Annotated in this window: 13 protein-coding genes; all 13 read left to right on the top strand. The window is 68.9% G+C overall.

Going from position 1 to position 12,845, the window contains the following annotated elements; genetic code table 11:
* Positions 1–1,073, top strand: a 1,073-nt coding sequence (gene rseP, locus ACY0I8_RS12320; protein WP_461394988.1) for an RIP metalloprotease RseP, incomplete at its 5' end; no start/stop codon positions are given.
* On the top strand, positions 1,070–1,771 hold the full coding sequence (gene tsaB / locus ACY0I8_RS12315; RefSeq protein ID WP_459941628.1) for a tRNA threonylcarbamoyladenosine biosynthesis protein TsaB: 702 nt from the start codon (positions 1,070–1,072) through the stop codon (positions 1,769–1,771). The genes rseP and tsaB, both read left to right, overlap by 4 nt.
* Before the next feature lie 181 nt (positions 1,772–1,952).
* A complete protein-coding gene (locus tag ACY0I8_RS12310) occupies positions 1,953–2,522 on the top strand; it encodes an HDIG domain-containing metalloprotein (protein ID WP_459941629.1) in 570 nt (189 codons plus the stop codon).
* 10 nt (positions 2,523–2,532) lie between these two features.
* Complete coding sequence (locus ACY0I8_RS12305; RefSeq protein WP_459941630.1) at positions 2,533–3,363, top strand: rhomboid family intramembrane serine protease; 831 nt, start codon at positions 2,533–2,535, stop codon at positions 3,361–3,363.
* Between the two features lie 702 nt (positions 3,364–4,065).
* Positions 4,066–6,033, top strand: coding sequence for a hypothetical protein (locus ACY0I8_RS12300; protein ID WP_459941631.1), 1,968 nt, complete (start codon positions 4,066–4,068; stop codon positions 6,031–6,033).
* Between the two features lie 292 nt (positions 6,034–6,325).
* The gene (locus ACY0I8_RS12295) at positions 6,326–6,559 is read left to right on the top strand and encodes an antitoxin (RefSeq protein ID WP_459941632.1); all 234 of its coding nucleotides are present in this window, start codon (positions 6,326–6,328) and stop codon (positions 6,557–6,559) included.
* A 1-nt stretch (position 6,560) separates the two neighbouring features.
* On the top strand, positions 6,561–7,004 hold the full coding sequence (locus ACY0I8_RS12290) for a type II toxin-antitoxin system VapC family toxin (RefSeq protein WP_459941633.1): 444 nt from the start codon (positions 6,561–6,563) through the stop codon (positions 7,002–7,004).
* Between the two features lie 158 nt (positions 7,005–7,162).
* Complete coding sequence (locus ACY0I8_RS12285; protein WP_459941634.1) at positions 7,163–7,393, top strand: FitA-like ribbon-helix-helix domain-containing protein; 231 nt, start codon at positions 7,163–7,165, stop codon at positions 7,391–7,393.
* Positions 7,390–7,818, top strand: a complete 429-nt coding sequence (locus ACY0I8_RS12280; protein WP_459941635.1) for a type II toxin-antitoxin system VapC family toxin — start codon at positions 7,390–7,392, stop codon at positions 7,816–7,818. Before ACY0I8_RS12285 ends, ACY0I8_RS12280 begins: the two co-directional genes overlap by 4 nt.
* A 399-nt stretch (positions 7,819–8,217) precedes the next feature.
* On the top strand, positions 8,218–9,267 hold the full coding sequence (locus ACY0I8_RS12275; protein ID WP_459941636.1) for a GNAT family protein: 1,050 nt from the start codon (positions 8,218–8,220) through the stop codon (positions 9,265–9,267).
* 120 nt (positions 9,268–9,387) lie between these two features.
* On the top strand, positions 9,388–10,203 hold the full coding sequence (locus ACY0I8_RS12270) for a glycosyltransferase family 2 protein (RefSeq protein WP_459941637.1): 816 nt from the start codon (positions 9,388–9,390) through the stop codon (positions 10,201–10,203).
* Complete coding sequence (locus tag ACY0I8_RS12265) at positions 10,200–12,059, top strand: asparagine synthetase B family protein (RefSeq protein WP_459941638.1); 1,860 nt, start codon at positions 10,200–10,202, stop codon at positions 12,057–12,059. The genes ACY0I8_RS12270 and ACY0I8_RS12265 overlap by 4 nt, the downstream gene beginning before the upstream one ends.
* 91 nt (positions 12,060–12,150) lie before the next feature.
* Positions 12,151–12,540 (top strand): four helix bundle protein, encoded by a 390-nt coding sequence (locus ACY0I8_RS12260; protein WP_459941639.1) that lies wholly within the window; start codon positions 12,151–12,153, stop codon positions 12,538–12,540.
* Positions 12,541–12,845: the final 305 nt, after the last annotated feature.

Genomic DNA, 12,845 nt, shown 5'->3' with positions numbered 1-12,845 from the left:
CCGTGACCTTCGTCCATTCCACCCTGTCGTTCGTGGTGCTCCTGGGCGTGCTCGTGTTCGTGCACGAGTTCGGCCACTTCCTGGTGGCCAAGCGCCTGGGGATCCGGGTGCTCAAGTTCTCCCTGGGGTTTGGCCCCAAGCTCTGGGGCTGGCGCCGGGGGGAGACCGAGTACCTGGTGTCGGCCGTGCCGCTCGGGGGCTACGTGAAGCTCTTCGGCGAGGACCCCGACGAGCCCCTGGCCCCGGGCGAGGGCGCCCGGAGCTTCAGCGCCCGGCCGGTGAGCCACCGCATCGCCACGGTGGTGGCCGGGCCGGCCATGAACTTCGTGCTCGCGGTGGTGGTGTTTTCGCTCCTGAGCCTGTTTGGCACCCCGATCCTCCAGGCCGTGGTGGGCCAGGTGAGCCCCGGCATGCCGGCCGAGGCCGCCGGGCTCCAACCCGGCGACCGGATCACCGCCATCGACGGCGAGCCGGTGGCGTCCTGGGACGAGATGGCCGAGCGGATCGCGGCCTCCGAGGGGCGGGAGCTGGAGCTCACGGTGGAGCGGGGGGGCGAGGTGCTCCGGGTCCGGGTGACCCCGGTGTTCCGGGAGTCCCACACCCTGCTCGGGGAAGTGGTGCAAAAGCCCATGATTGGCATCGCCCCGGCGGGGGAGGTGGCCGTCGAGCGGAACCCGATCTGGAAGGCCCCCTGGGTGGGCCTCCGGGAGACCGCCCGGTGGACCGCTGTCACGGCCGAGGTGCTCGTCAAGATGGTGGTGGGCCGGGTGAGCCCCCGCACCCTCGGCGGTCCCATTGCCATCGCCCAGATGGCCGGCGAGACGGCCCAGGCCGGGCTCCAGAGCTTCTTGTTCCTCATGGCCGTCCTCTCCGTGAACCTGGCCGTGTTGAACCTCCTGCCCATCCCGATCCTGGACGGCGGACACCTCCTCTTCTTCGGCATCGAGGCCGTGCGGGGCCGGCCTGTGAGCCTCCGGCACCGGGAGGTGGCCCAGCAGGTCGGGCTGGCGATCCTTCTCGCCCTCATGGCCTTCGTCATGTACAACGACCTTTCCCGGATCCTGAGCGGATGAGGGCGGTCCTCGGCATCGACGCGGCCGACCGCACGGCCGGGGTGGCCGTCGTGGTGGAGGGGGAGCTCGCCTGCGAGGTGGTGGTGGCCACGGGGCCGCGCCAGTCCCGCCGGCTCACCGCGCTCCTAGAGGAAGCCCTGGCCGAGGCCGGGGTGCGCCGCGACGAGCTCGCCGCCGTGGCCGTGACCGCGGGGCCCGGCGGGTTCACCGGGGTGCGGGTGGGAGTGGCCGCCGCCAAGGGGCTCGCCCTGGCCCTGGGCATCCCGGTGGTGGGCGTTTCGACCCTGGAGGCCCTGGCCGGCCGGATGGGGCCCTGGCCGGGAGTCGTCGCGCCGGTGCTCGATGCGAAAAAGCGCCAGGTCTACGCCAGCGCCTGGGACGGGCTCACGGGCGAGCCCCTCGTGCCCCCGGCCGCCTGGGATCCGGGCGCCTTCGCCCGGGCCGTGGCCGACCTCGGCCGCCCGGCGGTGTTCCTGGGCGGGGGGGTGACGCCGTACCGGGAGGTGTTCCGGGAGGCCCTGGGGGAGCGCTACCACGAGGCCCCGCCGGAGCACGGCACCGTGCCCCCGGGCCGGGTGGCCCTCCTGGGCTGGGCCCGGTGGCAGCGAGGCGAGGCCGTGCCCCCCGAGACCCTCGTGCCCACGTACCTCCGCCGCAGCGAGGCGGAGGAGAAGAAGGCGGGGCGGCGAGGACGTTAGGACGTTAGGACGTTAGGACGGCCAAGGGCCGTTTGTCGTAGGTCGGAGAACGTTGGGACGTTAGGACGTTGGGACGTTCCGTCAGCACGTCCGCACGTCCCAGCGTCCGCACGGTAAACCGTCCGCGCGTCCACGCGTCCTAACGTCCGCACGGAATCCCTGCCCAGCCAAGGAGATGCCGATGCAGAACAAGCCCACCCGCGACGAGGCCTGGAAGATCCTCACCGAGCACGTGAAGAGCGAAAACCTCCTGCGCCACGCCCTGGCCGTGGAGGCCGTGATGCGGCACATGGCCCGCAAACGGGGCGAGGACGAGGAGGAGTGGGGCGTCATCGGCCTCATCCACGACGTGGACTACGAGGAGCACCCCGACGATCACCTCAAGCACGCCCCGGCGATCCTCCGGGCCCACGGCTGGCCCGAGCCCTACATCCGGGCCGTGCTGGCCCACGGATGGGGCATCTGCACCGACGTGGAGCCGGTGACCGAGCTGGAAAAGACCCTCTACGCCGTGGACGAGCTCACCGGGCTCGTGGCGGCCGCGGCCCTCGTGCGGCCGTCCCGGAGCGTGATGGACCTGCCGGTCAAGAGCGTCCGGAAGAAGTGGAAGGACAAGGCGTTCGCGGCCGGGGTGGACCGCTCGGTGATCCAGAAGGGCGCCGAGATGCTCGGGGTGGAGCTCTCGGACCTCATCGCCGACACCATCGAGGGCATGAAGACCGTGGCCGACCGGATCGGGCTCGGGGGGTAGGGCCGACCCCATGGCCCCGATCCTCTGCCCCCACTGCCGCCGGCTGATCTCGTCCGACGAGCCCCGGTGCCCCCACTGCGGCCTGCACGCGCCGGGGATGCGGTTTCGCCGGGCGTTCCTGGGGTGGCTCCGGCCCGGCCCCCGGGAGCTCGTGCGGACCCTCGTTACGGTCAACGTGGTGTGGTTCGGACTGTCGCTCCTCGTGGACCCGGGCGGCCTCCGGGGCGGGGGGAACCCCCTGGCGTTCCTGAGCCCCTCGGAGCGGGGGCTGTTGTTCCTCGGCGCCACCGGGGCGCTGCCGGTGGTTCGCCTCGGCCGCTGGTGGACCCTGCTTGCGGCCAACTTCCTCCACGGGGGGCTCCTTCACCTCTTCTTCAACATGGCGGCCCTGGCGCAGGTCGGGCCCTTCGTGGCCCGGGAGTACGGCACGGCCCGGTTCCTCGTGATCTACCTCCTCACCGGCGCCGTAGGGTTCTTCGTGTCGGTCCTGGCCGGGGTGGGGCTCACCATCGGGGCATCCGCCTCGCTTCTGGGGCTCATCGGCGCGGCCATGTACTACGGCAAGGCCCGGGGCGGCGTGTACGGCGAGGCCGTGTTCCGGCAACTCTGGGGCTGGACCGTGGGCATTTTCCTCTTCGGGTTCCTGTTCCCCGGCATCAACAACTGGGCCCACGGCGGTGGCCTCGCGGCCGGGTTCGTCCTCGGCCACCTCCTGGGCTTCGAGGAGCTGCGCCGCGAGGCCCCCTGGCACCGGCTCTCGGCCCTCCTCCTCACCGCCGCCACGGCCCTGTCCCTCGTCTGGGGCCTGGTAGGGACCCTGGCGTGGCGGCTAGGCGGCTGAAGGCCGTAGGTCGTAGGTGGTTCGTCGTAGGTCGTAACACTTCCGTGGGTCGTAGGTCGTAAGTCGTTGGTCGTGGGGCTTCGCCGGTTACGACCCGTGACAAATGACTGCGGTAGTTGACAGAAGTTCTCCCGACGAACGACAAACGACAAACGACAAACGGCAGTGGACCCGTCCACACGTCCCAACGTCCACGCGTCCTAGCGTCCGCACGGTCAAACGACCAACGACCAACGGCACTTCGAACCATTCACGATTCACGATTTACGATTCACGGAAGTTGGGCGATTTACGATTCACGGAAGTTGTCCCGCCCCCTCCCCGGTGGAACCGAAGGTAACACCCTGGGAAGAAAAGTTCTTACGGCTAGGCGCCTAGGCGGCGAGGCGGCGAGGCGGCGAGGCGGCCGTTGGGCGCGAAGCGCCCAGACCATTCACGATTCACGATTTACGATTCACGGAAGTTGGGCGATTTACGATTCACGGCTCTTTCCCGTCCACACGTCCCAGCGTCCGCACGGTAAGCCGTCCGCACATCCGCACGTCCCAACGTCCGCACGGTCCAACGACCAACGGTGGTTCAACCCATCCACGATTCACGATTTACGATTTACGGCATTCACAGCAGTCGCCCCCTCCTCTGGCCCCCCTCTTGCATCCCACGCCCGTCTCTGGTTCCCGGTGTCCCGGCGGAGGCGGAGGAGTGCGGTTTCCCATCGTCCTGGCGTTGTGCCTGTTGCCCCTCGCGGCCTGGGCCGGGGTGCCGCCGAGCCAGGTGCTCGTGCTCTACAACGCCGACTGGTCGGCCGACGCGCCGCTCACCGACCCTGGGCCCGACTCCCGGGAGATCGCGGAGTACTACGCGGCGCGGCACACCGATCCGGAAACGGGCGAGCGGCCCTACGTGCTGGGGCTTCGGTGCCGCCACCGCATGAACCACCTGAACGGCCCCCACCTGGTCGAGGAAAGCCGCGACAACGGGCCAGGGGTGGTGCTTCGGGCGGGCGGGGGGCGGGACCAGCCGGCCGGGGAGTTGCGCGACAGCCGGCTCGTGGAACTCGTGCTCCCCAAGAACGAGGCCGGGTGGCGGTTCGACACCCTGCAGGTGGAACTGCGGCCCCCGGGGCGCGAACCCGTGGTCGTGGTGGAGCGGGGGCAGAGCCGGTTCGGCGACCGGGTGGCCGTGCAGCCCGAGGGCAAATGGAACGTGCGGCTCGACGGCCGGTCTTTCGTGACCGGGTCCTTCGAGGCCAAGGCCGAGATCGAGGACGGCGCGGGGGAACGCCACACCTGGTCGGCCCGATACGCCGACATCCTCGACGTCTCGTGTAGCCGCACCGGTCCCGACGGGGTGCGGGACGACCGGAATTTCGAGGAGGACGCGGCCGAACCGGTGCGCCGGTTCCTGGAGGACCCGGCAAACGCCCGGCCCGACGGGACCCTGCTCAAGGACCACGTGCTGTTCCTCGTGGTGTGCTACGGGCTTCCCAAGACGGCCGCGGCCACCTACGGCATCGCCCGGGGCGTCACGGCGGCCAGGAGCGACCACGGCGCGGCCGTCTCGCTGGAGCAGCGGCTCCAACTTCTTTATTACGACGTGGAGGGCGCCCTGGGCTTCGTGCCCCGGCCCCACCGGTTCGCCGACCGGAACGCGTTCACGGCGTACCTGTTCCGGGCCCCCCAGGCCTGGCCCCTTTTCGGGGAGCGGGCGAACCCGTTCCTGCACCCGCTCGCGTACAAGAAAGACAAGGGCGATCTCGACCGGCTCCCGGAGCCCCTCCGGTTCACCCCGGAGAACCGGCGCCGGTTTCCGGGCCGGCACCTCTACTTCGCCATGCGGGTGGACGGCACCACGCCCCTCGAGGCCCGGGCCCTGGTGGACCGGGCCCTCTACGCGAGCCGGCACGCCGGGCCGGAGATGGGGGGCGGTGCGCCGGAGACCCCTGAGGGGAAGGAACCCAAGATCGTCCAATGGCTCCGAAACCGCGGGTTCTCGCACGTGGTCAACCCGAGGGAGTCGAACCGAAGGCTCCGGTTCCTCCTCTTGCCGCCGGGATCGGGTTTCTGGAACGAAACCGACGTGTTCCTCCCGGGCGCCGTGGCGGGCCGGGTTATCTCCAGCAACTCCTGGCAATCGAGGCGGCCGGACAGTTTCGTGGATCATCTGGGCAGGGGGATTACGGTGACCGGCGGGTCTGGATTCGCCGGAAAAGCGCACGCACCGCATATCCACGACAAGAGCTGGTGGGACGACGAGATCCTGTACCCCCTGCTCCTGGGGGGCTACACAGCGGGCGAGGCGCTTCTGGCGAACCAGATCCATCTGGAGTGGATCACCACGTTCGTGGGAGACCCCCTGTACCGCCTGCCGCCCGCAGCCGAACCGGACCGCACCCCACCGGCCGTCGCAGGGGTGCGCACCTACCGGTACCTGACCGACGAGGGCCGAAAGGCCGTGTGGGTCGCGGTGGACCTGGACCAGACCGGGGGACCGGAGGTCGCCCAGATGCGGATCACGGCGGGAGACCAGGTGGCCCTGTGCCAAACCTTCGAGGCCCGGCCCTACGCAAGCCTCGAACGAACCGACGCCGTGGACCGCGGCCCGTGGAGAATCGAACTCCTAGACGCCTACGGCAACCGGAGCGAAGCCGTGTGGACGGTAGAACGTTAGGACGTTAGGACGTTAGGACGGTGGGACGGTGGGACGTTCCGTCCGTACGTTCGCACGTCCTAGCGTCCGCACGGTGAAACGACAAACGACAAGCGACAAACGACAAACGGCGGTGGACCCGTCCGCACGTCCACGCGTCCTAACCTCCGCACGGTCGTCCGTCCGTACGTTCGCACGTCCTAGCGTCCGCGCGGTTCCCCGTCCGCACGGGAATCCGCCCACCGCCATTCCCCTCGGTGCCGGCCGGTGGTAGCATAGGCCTGGCCTATGCCAAGACACGAGGGAGGCTCAGATGTCGGCGGAAAGGGTTGTAAGGATTTTCCGGAACGGCAGGAACCAGGCCATTCGCATTCCCCGGGAGTTCGAACTGCCCGGATCCGAGGCGGTTGTCCGAAAGGAGGGCGATCGGCTGATCGTCGAACCGGTGCCGAGGAAGTCCGTGTTGGCGCTTCTCGACGCCTGGGAACCGTGCGACGAGGAACTGCCCCCGATCGAGGACCGCGCGCCCGAGCCCGTGGACCTCTGAGATGGGCGCGGTTCGGTACCTGCTCGACACGAGCATCCTGTCCCATCTCATCCGGTTTCCTCGGGGAAACGCTGCCGAACGGATCCGGGGGGTGGGCGAGTCGGCGGTCGCCACCAGCGTCGTGGTGGCCTGCGAATTGCGCTATGGAGTGAGGAAGAAGGGGTCGCCCGCGTTGACCGAACGGGTGGATGCGCTTCTGGACGCGATCGACGTGCTGCCCCTCGGTCCTGGCGTGGATGTGGAGTACGGGAGAATTCGAAACCACCTCGAGGCCCGGGGCACGCCCATCGGGGCGAACGACCTCTTGATCGCGGCCCACGCCCTGGCCGAGGGGCTCACGCTTGTGACCGACAATGTCGAGGAGTTCTCCAGAGTGCCGGATCTTCGCATCGAGAACTGGCTTAGGACGTTGGGGCGTTGGGACGTTAGGACGGTAGGACGGTAGGACGGTAGGACGTAACGTCCGCACATCCGCACGTCCTAGCGTTCGCGCGGTTCCCCGTCCGCACGTCCACGCGTCCTAACATCCGCACGGTCGTCCGTCCCAGCATCCCAGCCTCCTAACGTCCTAGCGGGAAGTCACTTGGAAAGAGGGGTGACAATATGGCTCAGGTGGTTGTTCGGAATCTCGACGAACGGGTGGTGCGGGCCCTGAAGGTTCGGGCGTCGCTCCACGGTAAGGCGCTCGAGCAGGAACTGCGGGAGATCCTGACCCGGGCGAGCGAGCTTGGCCCCGAGGAGCGGGTAGCGCTCGCGGACCGGATCCGCGCCATGGCGTCACGCCCGTCGGCGGATAGTGTGGAGTTGATTCGGGAGGACCGGGACTCCCGATGATCTGCGTGGTGGACGCATCCGTGGCGGCGAAGTGGTTTTTCGACGAGGCGTTGACCCCGAACGCCAGGGGGGTGCTCCACCGTTACGAAGGGCTCATCGCGCCAGACCTGGTGCTCCTGGAGGTCGCAAACGTGGCGTGGAAGCGGGTTTCCCGGGGGGAGGCGCCGCCGGAACACCTGAGCGCCGTGGGTGAGGCGTTACCCCATTTCTTCACCCTGCTTGTTCCCGCCGCCGAGGTGCTGGCCGAGGCGGCGGAAACCGCGCTTCGGCTGCAGCACCCGGTGTACGACTGCGCCTACCTGGCGGTGGCCCGCCGGCGGCAGGTTCCCCTTGTGACGGCGGACCGTCGGCTGAAATTTCGGGCCGCCGAAGTGGGGTGGGAGGGGGAGATCATGGACTTGGCGGACGTCCCGCCCCTCGGGTGAGGGAGACCTTGGGACGCCCGGCGACTGGGCGGAGAGGCGGCTAGGAAGCTGGGAAGCTGGGAGGCTGGGAAGCCGTTGGGCGCGAAGCGCCCAGACCATTCCCGATTCGCGATTCACGGCTCTTTCCCGTCCGCACGTCCACGCGTCCTAACCTCCGCACGGTCGTCCGTCCACGCGTCCCAGCGTCCGCACGGTCAAACGACCAACGACCCGCGGCAGTTGGCACGACAAACGACCCGCGACCAACGACCAACGGCAGTTCAAACGATTCCCGATTCGCGATTCACGGCTCTTTCCCGTTCGCACGTCCGCACGTCCCAACGTCCGAACGGTAGAACGACCAACGGCAGTTCAAACGATTTACGATTCCCGATTTACGATTCCCGGAAGTTAGGCCCCATGACCCTGACCCTACGTACCGCGAGCGAAGCCGATCGGGAGGCCTGGGACGCGTTCGTTCGGGCCCACCCCCAGGGGCTCGCCTACCACCGGTGGGCCTGGGGCCAGGCTGTCGAGCGGGCGTACGGGTTCCGGTGGATCGGGCTCCTGGCGGAAGAGGGCGGGGAAATCCAGGGGGTGTTGCCGCTGGTCGAACTGCGCGCACCGCTGCTCGGGCCGAAATGGGTGTCGCTCCCGTACTGCGACGCGGGGGGCATCCTCGCCGCGCACGAGGGGGCGGCCCGTGCCCTGCGAGAACAGGTGGAAGAACGGGCGTCGCGGGGCAAGGTGCCGGTGGAACTCCGGTTTCCGGCGGAACCGCCAGAGGGGTTTCCCCGGGTGGGGGCGTCGGGCAAGGTGCGGATGGTGCTCGACCTGCCGGAGAGTTCCGAGGCTCTCTTGGCCTCGTTCAAGTCCAAGCTGCGAAGCCAGGTCCGAAAGCCCGAGCGCGACGGGCTCACGGCCGGCCTGGGCGGGGCCGAACTGCTCGAACCGTTCTGGCGCATCTACGCCCGCAACATGCGCGATCTCGGTTCCCCGCCCCACCCCCTGCGGTGGTTTCGGGCCGTTATGGAGGCGTTCGGCGACGACGCCCGGATCGGCATGGCCTTCATGCCCGACGGCACCCCGGCGGCGGGGGGACTCGTCCTCCGGAACGGCCCCACGGTGAGCATCCCCTGGGCCTCCTCGGTGCGGGAACTGAACCGGTGGAACCCGAACATGCTGGCCTACTGGACCCTGCTGGCCCATGCGGCCGACACGGGGGCCACCCGGTTCGACTTCGGCCGCTCCACGCCGGGGGAGGGCACGTACCGGTTCAAGGCCCAATGGGGCGCCCGCGAGGAACCCCTGACCTGGCTTCGCCGGGTCGGCGAGACCTGGACGTCCGCCTTGGACGGCGCCGGCACGGGGGGCCGCTTCCGGGCCGTTGCGGAGCACTGCTGGCAGCGGCTTCCCGTGGGCGTGTCGTCGGCCCTCGGGGGCTCGCTGCGAAAGTACGTCGATCTATGAAACCTCCGCCCGCGCTCCCACAGGTTGGGCCAGCCGTTGGCGCTGAAATCCATAAGATTTTAGCCTCCTAGCGTCCCAGCCTCCAAGCGTCCCAGCGGGAAGTTGCATGGAAGGAGCCCCGTGGACATCGACCTTTCCATCGTGACCCTGGTGTGGAATTCCGAGCGCCACGTGCGCACCTGCTTCGAGCGTACCGTGGCCCGGGCCGAGGAGGCCGGCCTGTCGTGGGAGTTCCTGGTGGTGGACAACGGCTCCACGGACGCCACCCCCGAGATCTTGGCCGAACTGGCCGGGCGGCATCCCCGGTTGTGGGTCGAGCGGCTCCCCGAGAACCGGGGGACCACGTTTCCCCGCAATCTGGCGCTCCGCCGGGCCCGGGGCAGACACGTCTGCGTCCTGGATTCCGACGCCTACCCCGAGCCGGGCTGCCTCGAAACCCTGATCCGGGTTCTGGAAGGCCGCCCCGAGGTGGGGCTTGCGGTTCCGCGGCTCGTGTATCCGGACGGGCGGTACCAGAAGTCCACCGACCGGGTTCCCACGCTTCCCATCAAGGTCCGACGGGCGCTCCTTCTCCGCCGGATCGAGCAGTCCGAGGCGCCGCCCGGCCCCGGGCCGGTGGAGTACGCCATCTCGGCGTTCTGGGTGTTCCGCCGGGAACTCCTGGCCCGGGCGGGCTACCTGGACGAAAAGATCTTCTACGCCCCCGAGGACGTGGAGTTCTGTCTGCGGGTGCGGCGGGCGGGCCAGGCCGTGTGGTACGAACCGTCGGCCGTGGCCGTGCACGACGCCCAGGAGAAGTCCCGTAGCCTGATTCCCAACCGGCTCACCCTGCTTCACGTGAAGGGACTCTTGTACCTCTTTTGGAAATACCGGTTCGTCTGGTCGGCCCCGCGGCTCCAACCGGCCGGGGCGGCCATGGAGGAGAAACGGCCATGAAGATCCCGATCGGCGGATTTCTCGCGGGCGCGTGCGCCGAACCCGACTGCCGCGAGATCGCACGGGGCGCGGGCCAGGCGGGGGCCACCGCCGTAGCGGACGGCAAGGGCGCCGCATTCGCGGCCTGGGGGGAGTTTCCGGGGCAGGGCCTTTGGCGGGGCGACGGGCTCAGGGTGGCCTACGACCTCGACCTCACGAACGAGGCCGAGTTGCGCCGGGAGTTGGGCCTCGAACCCGGGGAGGCATCGGACCCGGGGGCGTTCCTGGCCCGGGCGTACGAGCAGTGGGGCGAGGCCCTGGCCGACCGGCTCCGGGGCGTCTTCGCCTTCGGGGTGTGGGACGAGGTGCGGAGGGAACTCCTCGTCGTCACCGACCCCTACGGCATCCGCCCGGTGGTGTACGCCGAGGTGCCCGGAGGGGTCGTGGCGGGGTCCCGGATCCGCCACGTGCTCCTCCACCCGGGGGTGGGCCGGGAGATCGATCCCGACGCCATCTACCAGTACCTCTTCTTTTCGGCCATCCCGTCCCCACTCACCGTGTACCGGGGGGTTCGCAAGCTCGAACCGGGCCACCTCCTTCGGTGGCGCGAAGGGCGCCTCGAGATCCGGCGCTACTACGACATCCGCTACCGGCCGGACCGCACCGCGGATGAGCGCTACTGGCGCCGGGCGATTCCCTTGGAGGTCCGCCGGGCCGTGGGCCGGTACGTTCCCCTGTCGGACCCCGAACGCACGGGATGCTTCCTTTCGGGCGGCACCGACTCGAGTTCCGTGGCTGGGTTCTACACCCGGCTCGCCGGACGGCCGGCCAAAACCTTCTCCATCGGGTTCGACGAGCCCGGCTATAACGAGCTCGACTACGCCCACACGGCGGCCCGCCACTTCGGCACCGAGCAGCACGACCACTTCGTGACCCCGGCCGACGTGCTCGCGCTCCTGGAAAAGCTTCCGGAACTCTACGACGAGCCCTTCGGAAACTCCTCGGTCATCCCCACCTACTACTGCGCCCGGTTTGCCCGGGAGCACGGGGTGGAGGTCCTCCTGGCCGGCGACGGCGGCGACGAGATCTTCGGGGGAAACGAGCGCTACGTCACGAACCTCGTGTTCGCCCGGTACGGCCAGGTGCCCCGGCTCCTGCGGCGGGGGGTGCTCGAGCCGCTGCTACGCCGCCTTCCCGCCAAAGGCCCGGTCTACAAGGCCCAACGGTACGTGCGCCGGGCCAACATCCCGAACCCCGACCGGTTCTATTCCTACAACCTCCTGTACGAGGAGGGGGCCGCCCGGGCGCTCCGGCCGGAGTTCTTAGGGCGGATTGATCCCGAGGGGTTCTTGAAGCTCGCCCGGCGGCACTACGAGGCCGCGGCCCCGGCCGACGAGACCGACCGACTCCTCTACCTCGACATGAAATTCACCATCACCGACAACGACCTGCGAAAGGTCACCCAGATGACCGAGGCCGCCGGGGTCCGCGTTCGCTACCCGCTCCTCGATCGGGATCTCGTGGACTTCACAACCACCATTCCGCCGGAACTTAAAGTCAAGCCCGGCCGCAACCGGTACATCTTCAAGCGGGCCATGGAAGGGTTCCTGCCCCGGGAGATCATCGAGAAGTCAAAGCACGGTTTCGGGCTCCCCGTGGGCCCCTGGTTCGCCCGGGATCCGGGCCTCAACGCCCTCGTGCGAGACACCCTCCTCGCCCCCTCGGCCCGCGTGCGCGACATCCTGCGGCCCGACCTCCTCGAAACCCTGGCCCGCGACCTCGCCGACCCCTCCACCACGGCCTACGCCGGCGGAAACCTGTGGGTGTTCTTGGTGTTGGAACTTTGGCTTCGCCACGTTGGGACGCGTGGACGGTAGGACGTTAGGACGGTAGGACGTTAGGACGTTAGGACGGTGGGACGGTGGGACGTTGGGACGGCGGCAGAACCGTATGACAGGGAGGGCGCAGATGGGTGGGGACGACCGGTGGAAGAGCCTCGAGGTGTGGCAACTGGGGGATGCTCTCGTGCTGCGGCTTTACGAAGCCACGAGGGATTTCCCGCAGGAGGAGATCTACGGTCTCACGGCCCAGTTGAGGCGGGCCGCCCTGTCCGTGCCGACGAACATCGTGGAGGGCTATGCCAGGGGCGGGACGAAAGAGTTGATTCGGTTCCTGACGATCAGTTTGGGCTCGTTGGCTGAAACGAAATACCTGCTGTCGGTGGCCGAGCGACTGGGCTACGGCAGAGCGGAAGAACTGTCCAACCTCGCCGCCGAGTACGACCGCCTAGGTCAGCGCCTTTGGAGGTTCTATGAGTCCGTCCGGAAACGACCGCCCAGCAAGACCATTGGCCGGTGATGGCGCGTGCGATGGGGGAACGCGTTGCTGCCCCGCCTACGGCCGCCCCAGGGTTCCCCGTCCACGCGTCCGCGCGTCCGAACGGTCGTCCGTCCGCACGGAATCCCGTCCGCGCGTCCACGCGTCCTAACGTCCCAACGGATCGAAACGAAGTGAAGATCTTACACCTTCTCGACCACAGCCTGCCCATCTCCGACGGCTACGCCATGCGGAGCCGGAAGATCCTTGCGGCCGTGCGGGCCGCCGGGTTCGATCCGGTCGTGCTGACCTCGCCCAAGCACGAACAGTACGCCCCCGGGCCGGTG

It is taken from the genome of Deferrisoma sp., from assembly GCF_054681715.1.
This window is presented reverse-complemented; position numbering and strand designations above follow the sequence as displayed.